Source organism: Ruegeria sp. N10 (assembly GCF_056531545.1).
In genome coordinates this window covers 40106-63096 of the sequence record NZ_JBQFLY010000004.1, presented here as the reverse complement: position 1 = coordinate 63096, position 22991 = coordinate 40106, and the positions used below count along the sequence as shown (strand labels likewise).

The 22991-nt window shown below is 57.4% G+C and carries 19 protein-coding genes; 11 read left to right on the top strand and 8 right to left on the bottom strand.

Translation table 11 applies throughout. The features are described from left to right. The first annotated feature begins 24 nt into the window (after window positions 1-24). The 8 genes from ACR0JI_RS07625 to ACR0JI_RS07590 all read left to right on the top strand — a co-directional run bounded on the left by ACR0JI_RS07625 (window position 25) and on the right by ACR0JI_RS07590 (window position 7566). Complete coding sequence (locus tag ACR0JI_RS07625) at window positions 25-1764, top strand: ABC transporter substrate-binding protein (RefSeq protein ID WP_480476378.1); 1740 nt, start codon at window positions 25-27, stop codon at window positions 1762-1764. A 62-nt stretch (window positions 1765-1826) separates the two neighbouring features. Next, window positions 1827-2876: an ABC transporter ATP-binding protein gene (locus tag ACR0JI_RS07620; RefSeq protein WP_480493502.1), complete on the top strand. Its 1050-nt coding sequence runs from the start codon at window positions 1827-1829 to the stop codon at window positions 2874-2876. Between the two features lies 1 nt (window position 2877). Next, window positions 2878-3954: an ABC transporter ATP-binding protein gene (locus ACR0JI_RS07615; RefSeq protein ID WP_480476374.1), complete on the top strand. Its 1077-nt coding sequence runs from the start codon at window positions 2878-2880 to the stop codon at window positions 3952-3954. Next, window positions 3951-4814 carry a carbohydrate ABC transporter permease gene (locus ACR0JI_RS07610; RefSeq protein ID WP_480493503.1) on the top strand — a complete coding sequence of 288 codons (864 nt, stop codon included), beginning with the start codon at window positions 3951-3953 and terminating at the stop codon, window positions 4812-4814. The genes ACR0JI_RS07615 and ACR0JI_RS07610 overlap by 4 nt, the downstream gene beginning before the upstream one ends. Beyond that, the gene (locus ACR0JI_RS07605) at window positions 4811-5608 is read left to right on the top strand and encodes a carbohydrate ABC transporter permease (RefSeq protein ID WP_155139158.1); all 798 of its coding nucleotides are present in this window, start codon (window positions 4811-4813) and stop codon (window positions 5606-5608) included. The genes ACR0JI_RS07610 and ACR0JI_RS07605 overlap by 4 nt, the downstream gene beginning before the upstream one ends. Window positions 5609-5616: 8 nt before the next feature. Then, window positions 5617-6021, top strand: coding sequence for a DUF2160 domain-containing protein (locus ACR0JI_RS07600; RefSeq protein WP_480476370.1), 405 nt, complete (start codon window positions 5617-5619; stop codon window positions 6019-6021). A 65-nt stretch (window positions 6022-6086) separates the two neighbouring features. After that, entirely contained in the window at window positions 6087-6482 is a 396-nt protein-coding gene (locus ACR0JI_RS07595) for a BlaI/MecI/CopY family transcriptional regulator (protein ID WP_480476368.1), read from the top strand. Beyond that, window positions 6469-7566, top strand: a complete 1098-nt coding sequence (locus ACR0JI_RS07590; protein ID WP_480493505.1) for a M56 family metallopeptidase — start codon at window positions 6469-6471, stop codon at window positions 7564-7566. Before ACR0JI_RS07595 ends, ACR0JI_RS07590 begins: the two co-directional genes overlap by 14 nt. A gap of 9 nt (window positions 7567-7575) precedes the next feature. Here the strand turns inward: ACR0JI_RS07590 and ACR0JI_RS07585 are convergent, their stop codons facing one another. From ACR0JI_RS07585 to xylF, 5 genes are all read right to left on the bottom strand, one after another. Further along, window positions 7576-8913 carry an MATE family efflux transporter gene (locus ACR0JI_RS07585; protein ID WP_480493506.1) on the bottom strand — a complete coding sequence of 446 codons (1338 nt, stop codon included), beginning with the start codon at window positions 8911-8913 and terminating at the stop codon, window positions 7576-7578. A gap of 215 nt (window positions 8914-9128) precedes the next feature. Continuing rightward, on the bottom strand, window positions 9129-10436 hold the full coding sequence (gene xylA, locus ACR0JI_RS07580; RefSeq protein WP_480493508.1) for a xylose isomerase: 1308 nt from the start codon (window positions 10434-10436) through the stop codon (window positions 9129-9131). A gap of 10 nt (window positions 10437-10446) precedes the next feature. Then, the gene (locus ACR0JI_RS07575; RefSeq protein WP_267364642.1) at window positions 10447-11244 is read right to left on the bottom strand and encodes an ATP-binding cassette domain-containing protein; all 798 of its coding nucleotides are present in this window, start codon (window positions 11242-11244) and stop codon (window positions 10447-10449) included. Beyond that, window positions 11244-12542 (bottom strand): sugar ABC transporter permease, encoded by a 1299-nt coding sequence (locus ACR0JI_RS07570; protein ID WP_480493509.1) that lies wholly within the window; start codon window positions 12540-12542, stop codon window positions 11244-11246. The genes ACR0JI_RS07575 and ACR0JI_RS07570 overlap by 1 nt, the downstream gene beginning before the upstream one ends. A 76-nt stretch (window positions 12543-12618) precedes the next feature. Continuing rightward, window positions 12619-13638, bottom strand: coding sequence for a D-xylose ABC transporter substrate-binding protein (xylF, locus tag ACR0JI_RS07565; protein WP_480493511.1), 1020 nt, complete (start codon window positions 13636-13638; stop codon window positions 12619-12621). 152 nt (window positions 13639-13790) lie between these two features. Between xylF and ACR0JI_RS07560 the strand changes: the two genes are divergently transcribed. Together ACR0JI_RS07560 and ACR0JI_RS07555 are read left to right on the top strand one after the other, a co-directional pair. Further along, entirely contained in the window at window positions 13791-15008 is a 1218-nt protein-coding gene (locus ACR0JI_RS07560) for an ROK family transcriptional regulator (RefSeq protein ID WP_480493513.1), read from the top strand. Further along, window positions 14998-16509, top strand: a complete 1512-nt coding sequence (locus ACR0JI_RS07555) for a CRTAC1 family protein (RefSeq protein ID WP_480493515.1) — start codon at window positions 14998-15000, stop codon at window positions 16507-16509. Before ACR0JI_RS07560 ends, ACR0JI_RS07555 begins: the two co-directional genes overlap by 11 nt. On the opposite strand, the gene ACR0JI_RS07550 is transcribed toward ACR0JI_RS07555, so the two are convergent. The 3 genes from ACR0JI_RS07550 to xylB are packed head-to-tail and all read right to left on the bottom strand — an operon-like array spanning window position 16510 to window position 20209. Further along, a complete protein-coding gene (locus ACR0JI_RS07550; RefSeq protein ID WP_480493516.1) occupies window positions 16510-17808 on the bottom strand; it encodes a cytochrome-c peroxidase in 1299 nt (432 codons plus the stop codon). After that, window positions 17805-18752 (bottom strand): aldose epimerase family protein, encoded by a 948-nt coding sequence (locus ACR0JI_RS07545; protein WP_480476350.1) that lies wholly within the window; start codon window positions 18750-18752, stop codon window positions 17805-17807. The genes ACR0JI_RS07550 and ACR0JI_RS07545 overlap by 4 nt, the downstream gene beginning before the upstream one ends. Continuing rightward, window positions 18752-20209, bottom strand: coding sequence for a xylulokinase (gene xylB / locus ACR0JI_RS07540; RefSeq protein ID WP_480476348.1), 1458 nt, complete (start codon window positions 20207-20209; stop codon window positions 18752-18754). The genes ACR0JI_RS07545 and xylB overlap by 1 nt, the downstream gene beginning before the upstream one ends. 341 nt (window positions 20210-20550) lie before the next feature. Here xylB and ACR0JI_RS07535 point away from each other — a divergent pair, with 341 nt between their 5' ends. Continuing rightward, window positions 20551-22980 (top strand): GcvT family protein, encoded by a 2430-nt coding sequence (locus tag ACR0JI_RS07535; protein ID WP_480476346.1) that lies wholly within the window; start codon window positions 20551-20553, stop codon window positions 22978-22980. Window positions 22981-22991: the final 11 nt, after the last annotated feature.

The following is a 22991-nucleotide window of genomic DNA, read 5'->3' as shown; positions in this document are numbered from 1 at the left end:
ACCATAATTTTTGGGAGGAGACAGATGCGGAGACATCTACTTTCCGCAGTGGCGGCGGCTGCCGTCATTGCGGGGCACGGGTCCGCTTGGGCCGACGAAGCCGCAGCACAACGTTGGATCGACGACGAATTCCAGCCATCGACCTTGTCGAAAGACGAACAGATGGCCGAGATGCAATGGTTTATCCAAGCTGCACAGCCCTACGCTGGCATGGAAATCAACGTCCTGTCCGAAGGTATTCCGACGCATTCCTACGAGTCGGAGGTTCTGACCAAGGCGTTTGAAGAAATCACCGGCATCAAGGTCAATCACCAGATCCTTGGCGAAGGCGAAGTGGTCCAGGCTGTTCAGACCCAGATGCAGACAGGTCGGAACCTGTATGACGGCTATGTCAACGACAGTGACCTGATTGGTACCCACTCGCGTCTGCAACTGGCCTATCCGCTGACCGACATGATGGGCGGCGACTGGGCGGCGACAACCTCGCCGACAATCGATCTGGATGACTTCATGGGCATTCAGTTCACCACCGGGCCGGACGGCAAGCTGTATCAGCTGCCCGACCAGCAGTTTGCGAACCTTTACTGGTTCCGCAAGGACTGGTTCGATGACGAGGCCAACAAGGCCGCGTTCAAAGAGAAATACGGCTATGATCTGGGCGTTCCGGTCAACTGGTCGGCCTATGAAGACATCGCCGAGTTCTTCACCAATGACGTGAAAGAAGTCGACGGCGTGGCGATCTACGGCCACATGGATTACGGCAAGCGCGCGCCCGACCTTGGCTGGCGCATGACCGACGCCTGGCTTTCGATGGCCGGTGCTGGTGACAAGGGCGAGCCGAACGGTATTCCGGTTGACGAATGGGGCATCCGCATGGAAGCGGGCACCTGTAACCCGGTCGGCGCCTCGGTGTCGCGCGGTGGTGCTGCAAACGGTCCGGCTGCGGTCTATGCGATCCGCAAATGGGACGAATGGCTGCGGGCCTACGCGCCTCCGGGTGCGGCATCTTACGACTTCTATCAGTCGCTGCCGGCACTGAGCCAGGGCAACGTGGCCCAGCAGATTTTCTGGTACACCGCCTTTACCGCCGACATGGTGAAGCCGAAATCCGAAGGCAACAACACCGTGGATGACGAAGGCACGCCGCTGTGGCGGATGGCGCCCAGCCCGCACGGCCCCTACTGGGAAGAAGGTCAGAAGGTTGGCTATCAGGACGTGGGTTCCTGGACGTTCCTGAAATCAACCCCCTCGGATCGTGCGCAGGCAGCCTGGCTTTATGCCCAGTTCGTTACGTCCAAGACTGTTGATGTGAAGAAGTCCCATGTGGGTCTGACCTTCATCCGCGACAGCTCGGTCAACCACGAGTCGTTCACGGAACGTGCATCCAAGCTGGGTGGTCTGGTCGAATTCTATCGCTCGCCTGACCGCGTGGCATGGTCGCCGACCGGCATCAACGTACCGGACTATCCAAAGCTGGCCCAGATCTGGTGGCAGCAGATCGGTGACGTGAACTCGGGCGCCTTCACCCCGCAAGAGGCGATGGACCGTCTGGCCGAAGAGATGGACATCACCATGGCCCGTATGCAGGCCGCGGATGAAAGCGCCGGTGTCTACGGTGGCTGTGGCCCGCGTTTGAATGAACCGCAGGACGACGCATTCTGGCTGGAAAAAGCGGGTTCGCCCAAGGCCAAGCTGGAAAACGAAAAGCCGCAGGGCCAGACCGTCAACTATGACGAACTGGTTAAGCGCTGGCAGTCCCAGTAAAAGCAACATCGTAGGCCGGGCTTAAGCCCGGCCTACCCCTGAATGCCCCGCGAGTTTCCCAGATGATCGAACTTCAAGACGCGACCAAACGGGTCGGCAACGTCATCCATATCAAGCCAACCAACCTGACGCTGCAAACCGGCCATTTCAACGTGCTATTGGGCGCGACAGGTTCCGGAAAAACGTCACTGATCAAGATGATGGCCGGGTTGGACCCGATCGCCTCGGGCAAGGTCCTGATGGACGGGCAGGACGTGACACGGTTGAACACGCAAAAGCGGCAGATCAGCCTGGTGCACCAGTTCTTCGTGAACTACCCGCATATGACCGTATTCGACAATATCGCCTCGCCTCTGCGCGTGGCTGGCATGGCCAAGTCCGAGATCGATGGCCGCGTGGAAGAGGCCGCCGATCTGCTGCAATTGCGCCCCATGCTCCACCGCCGCCCACACGAGCTGTCGGGCGGGCAACAACAGCGAACCGCGCTGGCGCGTGCCATTGCAAAAGAAAGCCGCGCCGTCTTCCTTGATGAGCCGCTGGCGAATCTTGATTATAAACTGCGCGAAGAGTTGCGCGAACAACTGCCCGACCTGTTCGCTGGTCGCGGGGCCGTCGTTGTCTACGCCACCTCGGAGCCTGAAGAGGCATTGCTGCTGGGGGGCTACACCGCGCTGATGGAAGACGGCCGCGTGACCCAATTCGGCCCAACCACCGACATCTACCGTAATCCGGAAAACATTGCCGCGGCACGTGTATTCTCGGACCCGCCTATCAATGTGGCTCGTATCACCGTTGCCAGCGCCCGGGCGCAATTGGCAGGCAATGTCGGCTGGGCTGTCTCGGACATGGCCGATGGGGAATATATGGTCGCTGTGCGCCCTCATCGCGTGACGCCATTCCGTACGTCTGACGCTGATGTCGAACTGACCGGACGTGTGATCGTGACCGAACTGTCAGGTTCGGATTCCAGCGCGCATTTCCAGCATGGGGACGAAGCCTGGGTTTCACTCGCCGCTGGTGTGCATCCCTATCAGGTCGGCGAAGATCACAGTTTCTACATGAACCCGGCCCATTGCCGGTACTTCAGCCAAGACGGCAATAGGGTGGCCTGACATGGCACAGATCAAGCTTTCAAACCTCCGACACAGCTATTTGCCATCGCCAAAAGGCCCCGAGGACTATGCGCTGAAGGAAATCGACGTCACGTGGCGCGATGGCGGAGCCTATGCACTGTTGGGACCGTCAGGTTGTGGCAAGTCCACGCTGCTGAACATCATATCCGGTCTTCTTACCCCCTCGGAAGGTCGGATACTGTTCGATGATCAGGACGTCACCGCCCTGCCCCCGGACCAACGCAACATCGCGCAGGTGTTTCAGTTCCCGGTGATCTACGACACGATGACCGTGGGCGAGAACCTGGCCTTCCCGTTGAAGAACCGGGGTGTTGATCCCGCGACAATCAAGCGCCGTGTTCTGGAAATCGCCGAGATGTTGGACGTCACGGACATGCTGAACACCCGCGCGTCAGGTTTAAGCCCGGACAACAAGCAGAAGATCTCGATGGGTCGCGGCCTTGTTCGCGACGACGTGAATGCGGTGATGTTTGATGAACCGCTGACCGTGATCGACCCGCACCTGAAATGGAAACTGCGGTCCAAGCTGAAAGAGCTGCATCAGCGCGTGCAGGCAACCATGATCTACGTGACACACGATCAGACCGAGGCACTGACCTTCGCCGACGAAGTGGTGGTAATGCAAGACGGTGAAGTGGTTCAGATCGGAACACCTGTCGAATTGTTTGAACGGCCGCAGCACACATTTGTCGGCCATTTCATCGGCTCGCCGGGTATGAATGTCCTTCCGTGTGAAGCCAAAGGCGACCGCGCCGTATTTGAAGGGCACGAGGTCATGCTGGAAGGTCCCACACACGGTGACGGCGGCCGCACCGATTTGGGTATCCGCCCGGAATATGTAGGTTTCGGCGACACTGGCATTCCGGCACATGTGACCAAGGTCGCCGATATCGGCCGCCACTATGTGGTCAGCGCCGTGGTCGGCAACACCGCCCTCAAGGTCGTGACCGAACACAGTGTACCGGAACCGGGATCACAGGTCTTTTTGCAATTCAAACCCGAACAATCCCGCGTCTACCGCGACGGCTGGATCGCAACTCAGGAGCGGGTGCAATGAGAACGGAAAACCAAAAGGCGTGGTTCTTTGTCCTGCCCGTACTTGCGCTGGTAGCGTTCAACGCGCTGGTGCCTATGATGACGGTGGTCAACTACTCGGTGCAGGAAACCTTCGGCAACAACCAGTTCTTCTGGGAAGGACTGGGCTGGTTCGAACAGATCCTGCGATCCGACCGGTTTCAGGCAGCACTTGGACGGCAGTTTCTGTTCACCTTCCTGATCCTAATCATCGAGGTACCGCTGGGCATCATCGTCGCCCTGTCGATGCCGCGCAAAGGCTTTTGGGTGCCTGTCTGTCTGGTGCTGATGGCCTTGCCGATGCTGATCCCTTGGAACGTTGTAGGGTCGATGTGGAACATCTTCACCCTGCCCAAGATTGGATTGCTGGGATATTTCCTGAATGACGTGCTAGGCATCAACTATGACATGACGCAACAGCCGCTTTCGGCCTGGATAACCGTCATCGTCATGGATGTGTGGCACTGGACGTCGCTGGTCGTGCTGCTGTGCTATGCGGGCCTCGTATCAATCCCCGACGCCTATTATCAGGCCGCCAAAATCGACGGCGCCAGCCCGTGGTCGGTGTTCCGCTATATCCAGCTGCCAAAGATGAAGACGGTTCTGACCATCGCGGTTCTGCTGCGGTTCATGGACAGCTTCAATATCTATACCGAGCCTTTTGTTCTGACTGGGGGCGGTCCCGGCAACTCGACCACCCTGCTGTCGATTGACCTTGTGAAGATCGCGCTGGGGCAGTTCGACCTTGGCCCGGCGGCAGCGATGAGCCTGATCTACTTCGCCATCACGCTGCTGGTGTCGTGGCTCTTCTACACTCTGATGACAAAGGACGACGCAGAATGAAAAAGCGGTCCATCATCCCGATCCTCTATATCGCGTTCCTGATGCTTCCGATCTATTGGCTGGTGGCGATGTCCTTCAAGACCACGAACGAGATCCTGTCGGGCTTTTCCTTGTTTCCCCAGACTTTTACGCTGGAGAACTATATTACCATCTTCACAGACCCAACCTGGTACTGGGGTTACATCAACTCGATCACCTATGTGACTCTGAACACAGTGCTTTCCGTCTGCGTTGCCTTGCCTGCGGCTTATGCGTTCTCACGCTATCGGTTCCTCGGCGACAAGCAGCTGTTCTTCTGGCTGTTGACCAACCGCATGGCCCCGGCGGCCGTGTTCGCCCTGCCATTCTTCCAGCTATATTCGTCGATCCACCTTTTCGACACCTATCTGGCCGTGGCTTTGGCCCATACGCTGTTCAACGTGCCGCTGGCGGTGTGGATTCTGGAAGGGTTCATGCGTGGTATCCCAAAGGAGCTCGATGAAACCGCATATGTGGATGGATATTCGTTCCCGCGCTTCTTCGTGACAATCTTCCTGCCCAACATCAAGGCAGGTGTCGGTGTCGCGGCGTTCTTCTGCTTCATGTTCTCATGGGTTGAAATGCTGCTGGCTAAGACCCTGACAGCGGTTGAAGCCAAACCCATCGCTGCCGTGATGACCCGCACAGCATCCAGTGCCGGGTACGAATTGGGTCTGCTGGCCGCCGCGGGCACCCTGACCATCATCCCCGGTGCCATCGTCATCTGGTTTGTTCGCAACTACATCGCGCGTGGCTTCGCGATGGGACGTGTGTGAGGTTCGACATGCGAAAACTGCTTCTCACCCTCCCCTTCGTGCCCTCAGCAGCCTTTGCCCAGGCCAAGGCCGGATGGGGCAATGTCAGACAGGAGGCCGAAAAAGGGTTCTCGTGGACGGACCCCTTGTGGCCTGATTTCTGGATGGCATGGACACCTGCCACGCTGGCCGTGTTTGTCGGCATCTTCTCGGCCATAGCATGCATTGGCTTGCTGGAAGGCTTCAAATTCCGCGACGGGATTGAACGACGCGGGGTTCTGGGGCTGACAACCACGCTAGGGGATCGCCTGTTCATAACCCTTCTGGGGTCCGCGTACATTTTCCTGGCGTGGCTTGGATTGGTCGGGCAACCGGTCTGGACACCGCTATTCCTGTCGATTGGCTGGGGCGTTTTTGTGTTCTGGAAAGTTTAGACTTTGAGAAATCGCGAAAGGATGCTTGTCTGTCAGGCATAATAACCATGACGACACCGAGACCGATGCGAAAGAAAAAGACGACAAATCTGCTGACCGAGGTCGAACTGGAGTTCATGAACGAGCTCTGGGCCCTCGGGCAAGGCTCGGTGCGTGATGTCCTGGACCGCCTGCCGTCAGAACGCAACCTGGCCTATACATCCGGGGCCACGATCCTGCGCATTCTGGACGAGAAGGGTTTTGTGGAAAGCCAAAAGTCGGGAAAAACCCTGATCTATACGCCGCTTCTGGAAAAGGACAGATATCAGGCCCGTTCGCTGCAAAATCTGTCGCGCACGCTTTTTGACGACACCCCCGCCACACTGGTGGCGCGGCTGGTCGACGACGCGGGGCTGAGCGAAGCCGACCTGGAGGAAATTCGAGCACTGGTAGAGAGGAGACTGCAAAATGACAGCGGTTAGACCGGTTCTCGACGCATTCATCGAACTCAACATCGTGCTGGCCTTTTCGGCGGTCATCTGGCTGATGACCCGCACGGCCCTAAGCCGCACCGCACTGCGCAATGGCTATGTTGTACAGTTGCGGGCCCTCAAGACCCTGTGCATCTGCGTCCTTGCCAGTCCGTTTCTCGCGGTTTGCGTGTCGTCGCTGGCGACATACGCTTGGCCGGGCAGTGTCGTGGCCCTTGGTGATATCGCCGTTGCAGCCTATCTGCGCGGTGACATCGCAATGCCTGCCACGCAGTTCGAAGCACTGCTGAACACCCGCGAAAGGTGGGTTGATCTGGCATTGTCCGGACAGCAGCCTGTGATCACCCTCGTTGCCGCCATACTTGCCTGTATCGCAGCCGTGTACGCTGCGCGTGCCTTGCGGGACGCAATGACGATCCGTCAGACTGTCAATTCCAGTTTTCTTTGGCGGCGGTCCGCCAAGGTGGATATTCGATTGTCCGATCGCATCACTGTGCCCTTTGCCGTGCGAGGACTTCGCCGCCGCCACGTCGTTCTGCCCAGCCATCTGCTGGACACCCCGCGCGAGTTGCGTTTTGCACTTGCCCACGAGTTTCAGCATATCCGTACGGGTGACGTCGAATGGGAACTGGGGTTTGAGCTGCTGCGTCCGCTGTTGTTCTGGAACCCCGCCTATCTGATGCTCAAGTATCAGTTCGGCCGGCTGCGCGAGTTGGCCTGCGACCAGTCGGTTGTTGCGCGCAAACGGATTGATGCGCGGGAATACACGGCGTGCCTGCTGGACTATTGCGCCCGGACAATCTCAACCAACAGCCCACGCGTTCTGAATGTTGCCTTTGTGACAGGCGGCAAGGCAAAACGCGTGTTGCGGCAACGTGTAATCGCGCTGACCGATGTTCAGCCATCGATACCTGCCCTACCGGCAGTGTTCCTTGGAATGACGCTGATCTTTGGTGCCCTTTTGGCTCTGGGGTCGGCCTCAATCCAGCAGACACGGGATTGGAGCCATGACCGCCTGATGCTGTCGACAGTGGTCAACCTGGAACGGCTTGAGGCGCGCAATCAGGGGAACTGACCTGATCGCTTACCAGCCGCGACGCCCGAACAGCGAGTGAAGTCGCCCCTGATCGGTAAAAGGCTCGGGCGATTGCACGCGTTCCAGCCGCGCAACAACGCGCGCGACAAGAACCCATCCTATGACAGCAAAGATGACGCCCCCAAAAGCCTGCCCCAACAGAACGCCCGACGCCCCGGCGATTTGTGAGCCAATTGTGGCAAACACCCATGTGCCAATGGTGTGACGACCCCAGTTTATCCACGTGGAATAGACCGGATGGCCTAGATTGTTGAAACTGGCATTTGTCACAAAAATCACACCGTTGAAGAACGAAGCCAATGCCAGCGGGCCGCAGAACAGATAAATCAGTACGCGCGTTTCCCCCTGGGCTGCGAACAAATTCGCAATTGGCGAACGCAGTAAAAACAAAATGGCCGACATGCAAAGAACGTAGATTGCGGTGAACTTGATCCCGGCCAAAAACGCGGCACGCACGCGATCAAATTTTTCTGCCCCGAAATTCTGCCCGATGATTGGCCCTATCGCGCCGGACAGCGCAAAGATGACCGAAAACGCCACCGGCAACAGCCGCCCAATCACCGCCATGCCCGCAACCGCATCCGTTCCAAACTGTGCAATTTCCCGCACTACGATGGCATTCCCGATCGGCGTGGCGACATTCGTCAGAACGGCAGGGATTGCGATGGCCCGCACGGGCCGAAAATCCTGTGCCACCTGTTTCAGCGATGGGCGTGCAAATCCCTGATGCACCCGCAGCGCGGGCCACAATGCTGCGCCTAACATACATAGCCGCGCCAGGACCGAGGCTATCGCGGCCCCATCCAACCCCAGCCCGACGGCAAAGATCAAAATCGGGTCAAGAACTGCATTCACAACGCCGCCGTAAATCGTTGCCATCATTGATCGGCGCGCATCGCCGTGCGCGCGCAGCACAGCCATCGCCGCCATCGCAATCGACATCACCCACATGGTCGGCAGAATGATCGACACATAACGCGTCGCCAGCCGCAAAACCTCGCCTTCTGCGCCAAGCAGCGACAGCAGAAAGCTGACGTTCAGCAACACCAGAACAGAGGTAACCAACCCGACGATCAGCCCCAGAACGGCGACACTGGATGCGTATTGCCTTGCCTGTTCGGCCCGCCCGCCGCCCAATTCACGCGCGACCAGCGCCCCGGCAGAAATCGACAGACCGATATTGATTGCGTTGGTGAAAAACAGCAGCGTCCCGGCATAACCTACCGCTGCGGCCAGCGCGTCGTTGCCCAGCATCGAGATAAAGACCATATCGACAAAATCGACAGCAAATATCGCCATCAATCCAATGCTCGTGGTCAGCGACATGCGCGTCACATGTAGCATCAGACTGCCACTTAGAAAGATTGCCTTACCTGATGTTTTTTCCACCAAGTCTTTGGTCGTCCCACCTGCGCGACCCGGACGGGCCCATGATGCCACTGCGTTCGACAAGGGAAAACCCCGGACAACGCCTAAGTAAACTCACGCGTTTCCGGGGCTTTGTACACCGAATATTTTAGTTCAGGCTCAGCCGACCGAAATTACACAAAGCGGTTCACGTAGTTCTCAAGCACTTCCTGACGCCCCGAGCGTGGCTGAGGATTGAGGTCTTCGGCAAGCACCCGCGCTGCAATCCCGTCGAGGCCAGAGGTTAGCATCGCCTGAGCCTTGGGCGTTTTCCAGCCTGCATACCGGTCGGCCAGCGCCTGTTCCAGACCACCATCTTCAAGCATCGCAGCTGCCGCTTTCAGGCCCCGGGCGCAGATATCCATCCCGCCCACATGCGCCGCGATCAGGTCTTCGGCATCGATGGATTGCCTGCGAAGCTTGGCGTCGAAATTGGTACCACCCGTGGTAAACCCGCCCGCTTTCAGGATGTGGTAATAAGCCAGCGCGACTTCAGGCGTGTTGTTGGGGAACTGATCCGTATCCCACCCGGATTGGTAATCGTTTCGGTTCATGTCGATGGACCCAAGCATACCTTCGGCCGAGGCAACAGCGATCTCATGTTCAAAGCTGTGTCCTGCCAGGATTGCGTGCCCTTGTTCCAGGTTCAGCTTTACCTCATCCTCAAGGCCGTACTTGCGCAGGAAACCGATGCAGGTTGCCGCATCGAAATCATATTGATGCTTGGACGGCTCCTGCGGTTTGGGTTCTACAAGGATCGTGCCTTTGAAGCCGATCTTGTGCTTGTACTCGACCACCATGTTCAGGAACCGGCCCATATGATCCAGTTCGGCCTTCATGTCGGTATTGAGCAGCGTCTCGTAGCCCTCGCGCCCACCCCAAAGCACATAGTTTTCGCCGCCCAGCTTGTGGGTCGCGTCCAAACAGGATTTCACCGTGGCGGCGGCAAATGCAAAGACATCTGGGTCGGGGTTGGTACTGGCACCCCCCATCCAGCGACGGTGGCTGAACATATTGGCTGTGCCCCACAACAGCCTGGTGCCAGACACCTGCATCTTTTCACCGATATAGTCAGTGATCTCATTCAGCGTTCGCAGGTTTTCTGCAAAATTGCCCTGTTCGGGACGGATATCCGCGTCATGCCAGCAGAAATAGGGCTGACCAATGATCTCGAACATCTCAAAGGCAACATCGGCCTTCATTTTGGCGCGGCCCATGTCATCTTGCGGATGCCATGGACGTTCAAAAGTCGAGCCGCCAAACGGATCCCCGCCTTCCCAGGCAAACGAGTGCCACCACGCCACGGCAAAACGCAGGTGATCCTCCATACGCTTACCCATCACGATCTCGTCCGGGTTGTAGTGACGGAATGCGAGCGGGTTCTTACTGTTCTCGCCCTCGAATTGGACCTGCTCGATCCCCTGAAAGAAACCGCTCGTCATCTCGTTTACCTCATTCCGTCTTTTCGCCAGGCTTTTTGCCCAGAATGATCATCGACAGCAGATCGTCGTCCGTGACATCGGCGATGTCGACAGTGCCAACCAGTTGCCCGTTTTTCATGACCGAAGCCCGGTCGCACAACTCCATCACTGCATGCACGTCGTGGTCGATCAGGAATATCCCGATCCCCTGCGCCTTGAGCTGTTGGATCAGGTCCGCCACCATCTGTGTTTCGTGTGGGCCAAGCGCGGCTGTGGGCTCGTCCATGATCAGGATACGCGCATTGAAGTAAACCGCCCGCGCGATGGCCACCGACTGCCGCTGACCACCGGATAGCGCCGAGACCGGGTCATTGAACTTCTGAAAGTTCGGGTTCAACTGTGCCATGATCTTGCGGCATTCGGCCTCCATCGCGGCATCATTGACCAGCCCGAAGGGCGTGACCATTTCCCGCCCCAGGAAAAGGTTCGAACTTGCATCCAGATTGTCCGCCAAGGCAAGCGTCTGGTAGATCGTCTCGATATTGTTGGCACGCGCATCGCGGGGGTTGTTGATCTCAACCTTCTTGCCGTCGATCAGAATCTCTCCGTGGTCCATCTGATAGGCGCCGGAAAGCACCTTGATCAGCGTAGATTTACCGGCCCCGTTGTGGCCCAGAAGGCCAACAACCTCGCCCGGGTACAAGTCGACCGAGACACGGTCCACCGCCTTGATGCCGCCGAACGAAATCGAGATATCGCGCATTTCGACAAGAGGAGGCTGGCCGGACCCTCGGCCCGAAGTTTGGTTCTGTGTTTCTTGTGCTTGCATCATTTCGCTCCCAGACGTTTGCGATAGACGATGTCGATATAGACGGCCAAAACCAGAACGGTGCCCACGACGATGTTCTGAAACGGTGCGTCCACGCCAACCATAGCCATGCCCGATTGAAGCGCCTGCATGATCAGCGCGCCAAGGATCGCGCCGTAGATCGTACCGATACCACCGGACAGCGCCGTGCCGCCGATTACGGCCGCAGCAATCACGCGCAGCTCATCCAATGTGCCGATATCGTTCGAGTGGTTGGCCAGGCGGGCCGAAGCCACGACCGCCGACAGCGCACACAGGAACCCCATCAGGGCAAAGATCTTGACGGTCATCATGCGAGTGTTGATGCCCGACAGTTCCGCCGCATCCGGGTTGCCCCCCGTGGCAAAGATATAGCGGCCAAAGCGGGTTTTGCGGGCCACAACAGTCAAGGTTACCGCAACAAGGATCAGGATCAGAACCGAGATCGGGATACCATAACCCACAACAAGCCCCTCAGGCAGGGCCTCGCCACGCGCTTCGAACATACGTTCCAGCCTGCGGGTGGGAATCGAGTAGCTGTTGACGATCAAGACATAGCCCATAATGGCGATGCCAATGATCCCCGCCAATGTAGTTTCAGCCCAAACCGGTTTCACAGGAAACCCATGGGCAGCCTTGGAGCGGCGACCGCTCCACAACGCCCAAACCGCAATAGCGGTGGCGGCAAGGCCGAACAGAAGGCTGACCGTTGTTCCCAATGTCCCGTTGGTTCCGCCAAATATCAGGAAGGTGCTGTCCAGCGGGCCGATAGTCTGGCCATCGGTCATGTACCAGGCGACGTTGCGCCAGACCAGAAAACCGCCAAGCGTCACGATAAAGGCCGGTATGGTCAGATAGCCGACCATCCAACCGTGGAATGCGCCGATCAAGGTTCCAACTGCAAGGCCGACAACAAGGGTGATTGCCCAGGTGGCCGGGTGATTCAAACCTAGCCCCAGCACGTTCGGCAAAAGCTCGGTTTGTGTCATCGCCATGACGGCGGATGTGGTCGCCAGCAGCGCGCCGACCGAAAGATCAATGTGGCGCATCACGATAATGAACACCATGCCGCAGGCCATTATCGCGACCGAGACGGTCTGGATCGACAGGTTGAACAGGTTTCTGGGCGTCAGAAAACGGCCATCCGTTACGATGTTGAAGCCGATGCAAAGGATGATAAAGGCGCCGATCATGCCCAATAGCCGCATGTCCAGTTCCAGTTGCTGGAACAGGTTGGCCTTTGCTTTTTGGGGTACCGGCTGAGACGAAGTTTCGGTCATATCCGATCTTTCATGTTCAGCTATGGTCTCTGGCCCGGCCTTGCGGGCCAGAGACGTTATGGTTTGGAGACTTGACTTAGTTGCAGGGTGCAGGGCCGTTTTCGACGCCCTGGCACAGGTCTTCCAGCGGAATCCAGCCAGCATCGACCACAACGGACAGGTTGTCTTTTGTGATCGGCACAGGTGCCAGGAAGACTGACGTCATCTCGGTTCCACCTGGCGAAGTCCAACTGACCGCGCCTTCAACGTCTGCCGCAGCCGTTCCACCGCTCAGCGCGACCGCAATTTCACCTGCGGCTCTGCCCAGCTCACGTGCGTCTTTCCAGACCGAAACGGTTTGTGTGCCTTTGGCCACCCGGTTCAGCGCCGCATGGTCGCCATCCTGACCTGACACCGGAATGCCGTCCATACCTTGTGCGGTCAGTGCAGCAACAACACCGCCTGCAGTTCCGTCATTTGACGCGACCACAGCATCGACTTTGTTTTCGTTGGCCGTCAGGATCTGTTCCATGTTGCGCTGAGCGTTCGCAGGCAGCCAGCCATCGGTATAGGCTTCGCCGACGATCACAATGTCACCACTGTCAACAGCGCCCTGGATGATCTCCTGTTGGCCACCACGCAGGAAATCCGCGTTCGGGTCGGTTGGCGAGCCCTTGATCATCACATAGTTGCCCTTGGGCATGGCGTCGAACACCGCGCGCGCCTGCATACGACCGACTTCGACATTGTCAAAGGTCAGGTAGAAGGCCCGATCATCTTCGATCAAACGGTCATAAGCGATGACTGGGATACCTTCGTCGGCCGCTGCCTGAACAGCTGGACCGATGGCCTGGGAATCCTGCGCCAGAATGATCAGCGCATCAACACCCTGGGCGATCAGGCTTTCAATATCCGACAATTGCTTGGCCGACGACGATTGCGCATCTGCCGAAATATACTCGGCACCGCCTGCCTCAAGCGCGGCTTTGATCGCCGCTTCGTCGGTTTTCCAGCGCTCTTCCTGGAAGTTCGACCAGCTGACACCGACCGTGGTTTCTGCAAACGCAACCGTCCCCATCAGGACGGCCACAGCAGAAGCGCTGAGAATTCGTTTCATGATTTCCTCCCGGTTTATCGAGCCATCGCTTCATGATTCGTGGCTCTCACAATTCTGAGTATCATATTTATTTCAGTCAGTAAAATATTTATGCTACCGGAAAGAAGAAAAACCGCTTACGCTTAGGAAATCACCAGATTCGTGAGGGCAGGATGCTGAAAAGCAAGGTTTCTTCAAACGCTACGGATCAACGAAACATCACCCGTTTGCGTGTACTGGAACAAATCCGGTCGACCGGCGCGATATCGCGGATCGACATTGCAAGCGCGCTTGAGACCAGCCCAGCGACAGTGACGGCGGCAACGTCAGATCTGCTTTCAGCTGGTCTGATTCAGGAAATCGAAAGCGAAACACCGTCAAAATCCGCGCGCCGCGGCAGACCACGTGTGCTGCTGAAGCTGCATGGCGGATGTCACCTGATTGCCGGTGTAAAAGTGGCCCGGCACCAGATTTCAGTCATCTTGGTCGATTTTGAAGGCACCGAGATCACCTCTTACACTCATCCGCTGGAGGAGGCCCGGATGGCCCCGGAGGCGTTTGCAAAAAAGATATGCGCGGCGCTGGAACAGGCCTGCGTCTCTGCAAGCAAGTCCCTGACAGACGTCTCCGGCGTCTGCATAGGCATTGCCGGATTGGTCGACGCAGAGCGGAACTTTGTACATTGGTCATCTTCGCTGACAGTGCGCAACGTGGATCTGAGCCCGCTTCTGTCTCAAGTGCTCCCCTGCCCCGCGTTCATCGAGAATGACGCTAATCTGGTTGCAAAGGCCGAACAGCTTTTCGGGCTTGGCAAAGGGTTGAAGAACTTTCTGGTTGTCACGATAGAACACGGCATTGGTCTGGGCATTGTGTTGGATGGCAAGCTATATCGCGGCGAGCGCGGCTGCGGTGCGGAATTCGGGCATGTCAAAGTTCAGCTGGATGGCGCGTTATGTCAGTGCGGGCAGCGCGGATGCCTTGAAGCTTATGTTGGGGAATATGCCCTGATCCGCGAGGCAACCATTGCCAGCCAGGCTACTGACCCGCACACTCTTGCTGATATTCACGCAGCTGCCCAATCCGGTGATGCCCGGTCCATTTCCGTTTTGTCGCGCGCTGGTCAGATGTTTGGAATGGGGCTTTCCAACCTGATCAATCTGTTCGATCCGGAATGTATCATCCTGTCCGGCACCCGAGGCAGCTTTGAATACCTGCATTCCGACGCAGTGATGACCCGCATCAATAACGGTGTTGTCAGCGTTGACGCGCCGCTGCCTGAAATCAACGTAAACCATTGGGGGGATTCAATGTGGGCAAAAGGGGCGGCGGCCTATGGGATCGAACAAGTCTCGATTTTGAAAGTCAGGGAACTGGCGGAAAATGCGAGTTGAACTGACGATCCTGCTAGCGACAGCGTCTGCCGCCTTGGCTGACATCAGCCTGCCACAGTTTCACAGCATCGACGTCCCCAGCCATGTTTACGACGGCGGGTGGGAGCACTTCGTCGGCGGAGGCGTTGCCGTTTTTGACTGCAACGGCGATGATCGGCCCGAGCTGTTTGCCGCAGGAGGAACTAATCCGGCTCAATTGTTTGTCAACACATCAGGACCCAATGTCAGTTTTCGGTCAGAAACGCCAAGCGCACTGTCTCTGACCGGCGTGACCGGCGCTTACCCACTGGATATCGATGGAGACGGGTTTGTGGACCTGGCAGTATTGCGCGTTGGTGAAGACGTTTTGTTGCGTGGCAAACCAAATTGCGCATTCGAACCGTTCACCTCGTTGAATTTCCAGTCTCAGGATCACTGGACCACCGGATTCTCCGCCACTTGGGAAAGCGGTCAAACCCTGCCGACACTGGCTTTTGGAACATATGTCGACCGAACCAACCCCGATGGCCCGTTTGAAGCCTGCGGGCCGACGCTTTTGTATCGCCCCGAAGGGGCGGCCTATGGCCCACCTCTCCACCTGGCACCGGGACATTGTTCCTTGTCCATTCTGTTTTCCGACTGGGCGCGCAGAGGGCGCGCGGACCTGCGTGTCAGTAACGACCGCCATTACTATGTGCGCGGCGGGCAAGAGCAGCTTTGGGCTATGGAAGACACGCCACGCCTTTACGCGCCGGAAGATGGGTGGCTGCCCTATTCGATCTGGGGCATGGGGATTGCATCAAGGGATATATCAGGGGACGGCTTCCCGGATGTTTACCTGACCTCGATGGGGGACCAGAAGTTTCAGATCTTTGATCCCACTGCCGAGGGGCCGACATGGCGCGACGCGACTTATGACCGGGGAACAACGGCGCACAGGCCGCATGTTGGTGGCGATGGCCGCCCCTCAACCGGCTGGCATGCGCAGTTCGGCGACGTCAACAACGACGGGCGCGACGACATATTTGTCGCCAAGGGCAATGTCGAACAGATGCCCGATGCAGCGCAAACTGACCCCAACAACCTGTTGCTGCAATCCGCAGATGATCAGTTTTTCGAGGCTGCCTCAGCGGCGGGTGTCGCCTCTATGGGCAAGTCCCGCGGTGGAGCCCTGGCGGACCTGAACGGGGATGGATCGCTTGATCTGGTCGTGGTCAATCGCGGGTCAGCGCTTGAAGTATTTCAGAACGAACAACAACTTGGAAACTGGGTTCAGGTTGATCTTGGCCAGGATCGTTCCAACCGCGCAGCTGTCGGCAGCTTCATCGAGGTCAAAACCACCGACGGAATTCAAACACGGGAAGTGACCATTGGCGGCGGTCACGCAAGCGGCATCTCAGGGCTTCATCACTTTGGCCTGGGCAACGCGGACGAACTGGAGCTGCGGGTTATCTGGCCAGACGGCACAGTTGGTGATTGGCAGCCCTTCAGAAGCAATCAGGTGCTTCGCATCGACCGCTGATCATTGATCAACAGGCAAACCGCTGGGCACATGCGCAGGCACACCCAGCCGGACTGCCGGGTCTTCCAGTGTGCTGACGAAACTTAGAATGGCGTTCACCTCGTCATCACTCAGGCTGATTGGGGCCAGTTCATTCGACGCTGCAATCGCCTCGATCAACGTGGGGTCGAGCAAGGCTTTTTGATCTTCCGCGCCCGGAAACTCTGGCAACGCTGCTTTTTCGATCGAGTAGCTGCGCAAAGCTGCGACCGGATCCAGATGATGACGGACAACATCTTCAAGCCGCGCGTAGGCTCCGTTGTGACCATAGGGTGCCGTCAGGGTTACATTACGCAAGGATGGCGTGCGAAATGTGAAGGCGTCATCCGCATTGCCCGTCACACGCAATCGCCCGTCATCGCGAACATGGTTCTCGAACCGGGCGGCTTTTCCCGGCCCGATTTGCGGCATGGCGATAGAATGAAACCCATGATCCGTCTGGAACCAGCCGGAATGGCAGGTGCTGCACCCGGCCTTGCCGTAAAAAAGGTCGAGCCCCATTTGCGCCTGCTCGGGCAGCACCTCTTTTCCTTGCAGCGCACGATCAAACAGGCTGTTGTCAGCGCGCCATTCAAAAGCGATGAAATCAGCAATGATATTGGCGATTGCGGTAAAAGTGATCTCTTCTCCGGGCGCGAGCTGGTCAAAGCGTGTCCTGTATTCCGGGATTGCGGCAACACGCGCCGCGATAAGATCCCATGCGCCATCCTTTTGGGTCAGCAAACCAAGACGTACGGCTTTGCTCACTTCGTTTTCCGAATAGTGGCCCGCCATTTCGTCAGCCGACAAGACCGGGAACATCGCTTGCGCGGCCAGTGCAGATTGGAAGCCCGGCCTCATATCTGTGCCCAAGGGCGTTCTGAACCCGTCAGGCTGTGACGGGTCTGCCTCAAGACGCCCGTCATGAAAGAAGGTGGTGAATTCCAGCGCCCCAAGGTTCCACAGCCCCGGTGCATTTCGGGGAATGCGCTGCTCGGGCATGTTTTCCTGATCAAGCCTGCGCGCTGCCCCCAGCCCCACACCGCCTTCACCGATACCCAGAGACAGCGCGTCTGACGTTCCCAGTTTCGGATGATGACAAGTGGCGCAGCTGATGTTTTTGTTCCCCGACAGGATCGGGTCGTAAAACAGCAACTGTCCCAGTTCGACCTTGGCAAGGTCCGGTTCTACAAATTGAGGAAGCGGCCCGAGGTCCTGCGCCTGCGCCGCCGACAGTGTCACGCAAAAGGCCAGAGCATACACCGATATCCCAACTCTCATACCTGATCCCCTGAGATTTCCAACGTCAGAACTTGTTTATAGGGTTTGTCCGGAGAATAGATGACGGACGGAAACAAGGGGTGGTTCACAGCGTCCGTGTAACCGGAAGGCTCAATGCAAAGCCCTGCGCATGGCGTGAAAGGATCAGACAGGTGCGCGGCGGAATAGACCTGCGCGCCGGGCTGATCAGAGTAAACATTCATGCGCAAACCTGACGGTGTTTCAACCGTTGCAACCGGTCGATTTGATTTGCCCGCCTCTTCAAACACGAAGTAGTGGTCAAGGCCACGCCCCTCATCACCGATAACGCGCACGGATGAGAAATCCAGCCCTTGGTTTTCGATCTCATTCACGGCGCCTGTCGGAATGGAGCTGTCGTCCAGTTCCAGTACCCGCTTTGAATTCAGGGCCAACCGGCTGTCAAGAATACCGCTTTGGCGCCCAAGAGTATAGTAATTGTGCTGCGCAATGCTGATCGGCGTAGGCCGGTCCGGCCATGCGGTGATCGTGTAAGTCAGCCGTGGAAAAGCCAGCTTGACATGAATCTCGAACCTGATTTCTCCGGGAAAACCATCATCGCCGTCAGGTGACGTCAAGGAAAGAACCGCACGGTTCGGCTTAGTCTTCCTGATAATCCAGTGGCTGCGCGACAGCCCGAGCGCACCGCCATGCAGCGTGTTTTCCCCCTCATTCGCTGTCAGGCGATAAGCGGCATCCTGCATTTTAAACTTTGCGCCACCGATCCGATTGGCGACGCGACCCACGATTGCACCCAGATAATATGGGTCCGTCAGATATTCCTGCGGGTTTGGATAGCCCAGGATCAAGGGCGTTTCACCGATCCACCAACCTTGTGTGATCGCCCCATAGCTCAGCAGGGAAACCGACATCGCACCATCTTCCAGAACAACCTGTTCGATGGGTAGGGAAGTGACGCCCTTCATCATGGCGCAGACAAGGGGGATAGTGCCGCATAAAACTGGCGGTATCTTTGATATTCAGCCTCATAGGCGTCGAATAACCCCGCGCGGGGCTGAACAATTTCAGAGATTTCTGGCGATGTCATGAGCTCCACCGGGTCTGCGCCGTTTACTGCACAGGCAGCAAGGCGCGCCGCGCCGATGGCGGCTCCGAATTCACTGCCTTTGGGCAAGGCAAGCGGGACGCTCAGAACAGTTGCCAGCGTCTCGACCCAGAACCGTGATCGTACGCCCCCGCCGACAACCATCAGGCTTTCAGGTTTTGTTCCCGTGCTCCTGAGGGCTTCAAGGCAATCACGCAGCGCGAATGAGACACCCTCCATCACGGACTGTGCAAGATCCGCTGGATCCGACGCAATATCCAGCCCCATAAACGCCCCCCGGATGGCGCTGTCATTATGAGGGGTACGTTCCCCCGACAGGTATGGCAGGAACTTGGTCTTCGACGGCCCGGTGACGGTATCCGGCAAAGCCGATGCGAGTGCACCAACGGATTGGCCGAGATTCCGGGACAGCCAGTTCAGGCTGTTGGTCGCCGACAGGATGACGCCCATTTGGATCCAGCGCTCCGGCACCGCGTGGCAGAAGCAGTGAACCGCCGTTTCCGGTGCGGGCGCGTAACTGTCCTTGGCAACCAGCAGCACACCGGACGTTCCCAGCGATAGAAAACCGCGGCCTTCGGCGATGCTTCCAATACCACAGGCCGCCGCCGCGTTGTCGCCTGCCCCGCCCGCAACGACTACGGGTCCGGTCAGGCCCCAGTGCTGCAAAATCTCCGCCCTCAGCTCGCCCCCGGCGGCGCTGCCTTCGACCAGTTCGGGCATCTGATCCCGACGCATATGGCTGAGCTCAAGCGCTTTTTCTGACCATTCCCGACGTCCGACGTCCAACCACGCTGTACCCGCGCTGTCAGACATGTCGCTGATGTATTCTCCGGTCAACCAGAAGCGCAAATAATCTTTGGGGAGCAACACTTTGGCAGTCTTTTCAAAAACGTCAGGTTCATGCCTGCGCACCCATTCCAGTTTAGGCGCAGTGAAGCCGGGAAAAACGATGTTTCCGGTGATCGATCGCATCGCGGAAAGCGCATCCAGTTCGGCAGCTTCACGGGCAGACCTTGTGTCGTTCCAAAGGACACAGGGCCTCAATACGCTACCATTTCGGTCCAGAAGCGTTGCGCCATGCATATGCCCGCTCAGACCTATGCCCCGCACTGCCGAAAACGCAGCGCTGTTTTGCCCCTGCAACTGGGCAACGACCTTTTGACACGCTTCAACCCAATCCGCAGGTTCCTGCTCTGACCAGCCCGGATGCGGTGTCGATGTGTTCACGCTCGCTTCGGCCTCGGCAACGACGTCACCGCCTTCACTGACCACAATTCCTCGAAGACCTGACGTCCCCAAATCAAGACCGAGATACACCTGCTCCTCCCATTTGTAAGCCGCAATACTGAGGCAACAGAAACCCAGTTTTGCAAAGGCATCAGGTTTCACTGGCACAGTTTGCGCTAACATCACAAGGTGAAACAAGACAAGGAATATAAAAATGATGTCGTCCTGGACAGCACTGAATGACCCGGACCCAGACAGCGACCAATACGAAGGTGCCCGATAAGAGGTGACCTGAACTAAGCCGCGGGAGAAATTTTTTGCGATTGTCTGGCAACATGTTTCCGTAAAAACTTCGGAACGTTCTCATCTTACTGATTTCGGGCAGGCAGAGCTTCTGACACCATGATCAGCCGCAAGAAGGAAATCGGCGAATGAAATCACATGCCAAAGTTGTTGTCGTTGGCGGCGGATGTGTGGGCGCGTCCCTTCTGTACGGTCTGACACAGCACGGCTGTAGCGATGCGGTGATGCTGGAACGAACCACGTTGACCTCAGGCTCGACCTGGCATGCCGCCGGTCTGCTGGTCACCTTCGTGCGGTCCCATAACGTGTCGAAGATGACGATAGAAACCATCCGCATCTATTCAGAAGTCGAACAGAAGATGGGTACGTCGGTAGGCTTGCGTAAAGTGGGTCAGCTGCGCGTTGCCAACACACAGGAACGTTGGGATGAATTCCAGTCATATATCTCGATTGCCGAGGCTGCAGGTGTGCCCTGCAAACTGCTGACGCCCGCGGAAATTGCCGATGTTCATCCCCTTCTGAACCAGTCCGAGCATATTCGCGGCGGTATCCTGCATACCGAGGACGGCTATGTGAACCCGGCCGACATCACCATGGCAATGGCAAAGCTGGCGCGGGATGCGGGCGCCACAGTCTATCAGAACACCGAAGCACAGGCGTATGAAAAGCTGGAAAGCGGTCATTGGAAAGTGACCACCAATCAGGGAGAGATCACGTGCGAGCATCTGGTTTTTGCCACCGGCAACTATGCCCGTGAAAATGCCCGGCGCGTTGGGCTGGACCTGCCCTGCATTCCCATCGTTCACCAGTACTGGACCACGGAAACCGTTCCGCTGCTCAAGGAACGTCGTGCGCAGGGTTTGCCCGAGTTCCCGATCCTGCGGGATGAAGATTACGGCGCATATATGCGCGAAGATGTCGGTGGCATTCAGTTCGGGCCCTATGAATTCACTAAGGACCTAAAACTGTTTGCCGAAGACCGCGTGCCACCTGACTTTGGCGCAGACCTCTTGCCCGAGGATTTCGATGCCGTGGAAACCCAATGGGCACGGGCAATCGAACGGGTTCCAGTCCTTGGAGAGGTGGGCATCAAAGCCAACACGCGCGGCCCCTTCCAAATGACGCCGGACGAATTGCCACTTGCCGGGCCAGCGCCGGGGTACAAAAACCTGTGGCTGGCCGAAGGGATGCCCGGTGGCATTCTGTGGGGCGGCACCGTGGGCGAACGTCTGGCCCGCTGGATCGTCGACGGTGATCCGGGCATGGACATGTCGGAACTGGACCCGCGCCGTTTCTCGGACTACGCCTCTAAACGCTGGACCATGGACAAGGTTCGCGAAACCTGGGGCACACATATGAACGCGCATATCCCCGGCGAAGATTTCCCGGACGCGCGCCCAATGAAAACCGTGGGGTCTTACGATCTGCTGACGGCGCATGGCGCAGTCTGGACCAGCTTCAACGGCTATGAATTCCCGCGCTGGTTCGCCAAATCGCCGCAAGAGGCGATCCCTGAACATTCTTTCCGCCGCACCAATCACATGGAACGCGTTCAGGAGGAAGTGCACACCACCCGCGAAGAGGCCGGGTTCATCGAGATGTCGCCAATGACCAAGTTTACTGTACGCGGTCCCGGCGCCGCGCGGTGGCTGGATGGTCTGATGGCAAACAAACTGCCCAAAGTGGGTCGCATGAACCTGTCGCTCTTGTTGAACGCAAAAGGTGGCATGGATGCGGAATACACAGTTGTCCGCTATGCCGAGAATGATTTCTATCTGGTCTCTACCCCGAATTGGCGCGCCTATAACTGGGATCAGCTGCAACGTCTGCTACCACAAGATCAATCGGTTATCCTTGAAGACGTTTCAGAACAGTTGGGTGTGATCGCTCTGGCGGGTCCCAAGGCGCGCGAGATTTTGCAACCGCTGACCGACAACGATTTGACGAACGCAGCTTTTCCCTGGCTCTCTGCACAAAAAGGTGAAGTTGGTTATGCCAAAGACGTTCACCTGCTTCGGGTATCTTACACAGGCGAGCTGGGCTGGGAACTGCACCATCCGGTCGGGTATAACCGCCATCTTGTCGACCTGCTTTTGAAAGCCGGTGTAAAACCCTTCGGGCTTGAGGCGTTGGAGTCCATGCGCCTTGAAAAATCCTATCGCGCCATCAACCGTGAGATTTGCAAGGACATGACACCATATGAGGCCAGCCTTGATCGGTTTGTCGTCACCGAGGGACGCGAGTTCATCGGAAAAGCGGCGCTGGAGAAGCAGAGATACGAGGGCAATCACAAACGGCTGGTCACGTTGAAACTTCCCTTTGGCGAAACTTCGGTGATGTTCGATGAAGGTGTTTATGCAAACGGTGAACTGATTGGTCGCGTTACATCGGGTGGGTTTTCTTATTATTGCAACCACGACATAGCGATGGCACTTGTACCAAACGATATGACCGCGCCGGGTGCAAAGATGCAGGTGTTGGTCCATAACGAAATGCGCGATGCCGAGGTGATCGATACTTGCGCCGTTGATCCCACCAACGCACGTGCGCGTGCCTGACCCCTGAAGTA

Coding starts and splice junctions, on each gene's coding strand:
- ACR0JI_RS07625 (WP_480476378.1), top strand. CDS start 25: ATGCGGAGACATCTACTTTCCGCAGTGGCGGCGGCTGCCGTCATTGCG.
- ACR0JI_RS07620 (WP_480493502.1), top strand. CDS start 1,827: ATGATCGAACTTCAAGACGCGACCAAACGGGTCGGCAACGTCATCCAT.
- ACR0JI_RS07615 (WP_480476374.1), top strand. CDS start 2,878: ATGGCACAGATCAAGCTTTCAAACCTCCGACACAGCTATTTGCCATCG.
- ACR0JI_RS07610 (WP_480493503.1), top strand. CDS start 3,951: ATGAGAACGGAAAACCAAAAGGCGTGGTTCTTTGTCCTGCCCGTACTT.
- ACR0JI_RS07605 (WP_155139158.1), top strand. CDS start 4,811: ATGAAAAAGCGGTCCATCATCCCGATCCTCTATATCGCGTTCCTGATG.
- ACR0JI_RS07600 (WP_480476370.1), top strand. CDS start 5,617: ATGCGAAAACTGCTTCTCACCCTCCCCTTCGTGCCCTCAGCAGCCTTT.
- ACR0JI_RS07595 (WP_480476368.1), top strand. CDS start 6,087: ATGCGAAAGAAAAAGACGACAAATCTGCTGACCGAGGTCGAACTGGAG.
- ACR0JI_RS07590 (WP_480493505.1), top strand. CDS start 6,469: ATGACAGCGGTTAGACCGGTTCTCGACGCATTCATCGAACTCAACATC.
- ACR0JI_RS07585 (WP_480493506.1), bottom strand. CDS start 8,913: ATGTCGCTGACCACGAGCATTGGATTGATGGCGATATTTGCTGTCGAT.
- xylA (WP_480493508.1), bottom strand. CDS start 10,436: ATGACGAGCGGTTTCTTTCAGGGGATCGAGCAGGTCCAATTCGAGGGC.
- ACR0JI_RS07575 (WP_267364642.1), bottom strand. CDS start 11,244: ATGCAAGCACAAGAAACACAGAACCAAACTTCGGGCCGAGGGTCCGGC.
- ACR0JI_RS07570 (WP_480493509.1), bottom strand. CDS start 12,542: ATGACCGAAACTTCGTCTCAGCCGGTACCCCAAAAAGCAAAGGCCAAC.
- xylF (WP_480493511.1), bottom strand. CDS start 13,638: ATGAAACGAATTCTCAGCGCTTCTGCTGTGGCCGTCCTGATGGGGACG.
- ACR0JI_RS07560 (WP_480493513.1), top strand. CDS start 13,791: ATGCTGAAAAGCAAGGTTTCTTCAAACGCTACGGATCAACGAAACATC.
- ACR0JI_RS07555 (WP_480493515.1), top strand. CDS start 14,998: ATGCGAGTTGAACTGACGATCCTGCTAGCGACAGCGTCTGCCGCCTTG.
- ACR0JI_RS07550 (WP_480493516.1), bottom strand. CDS start 17,808: ATGAGAGTTGGGATATCGGTGTATGCTCTGGCCTTTTGCGTGACACTG.
- ACR0JI_RS07545 (WP_480476350.1), bottom strand. CDS start 18,752: ATGAAGGGCGTCACTTCCCTACCCATCGAACAGGTTGTTCTGGAAGAT.
- ACR0JI_RS07535 (WP_480476346.1), top strand. CDS start 20,551: ATGAAATCACATGCCAAAGTTGTTGTCGTTGGCGGCGGATGTGTGGGC.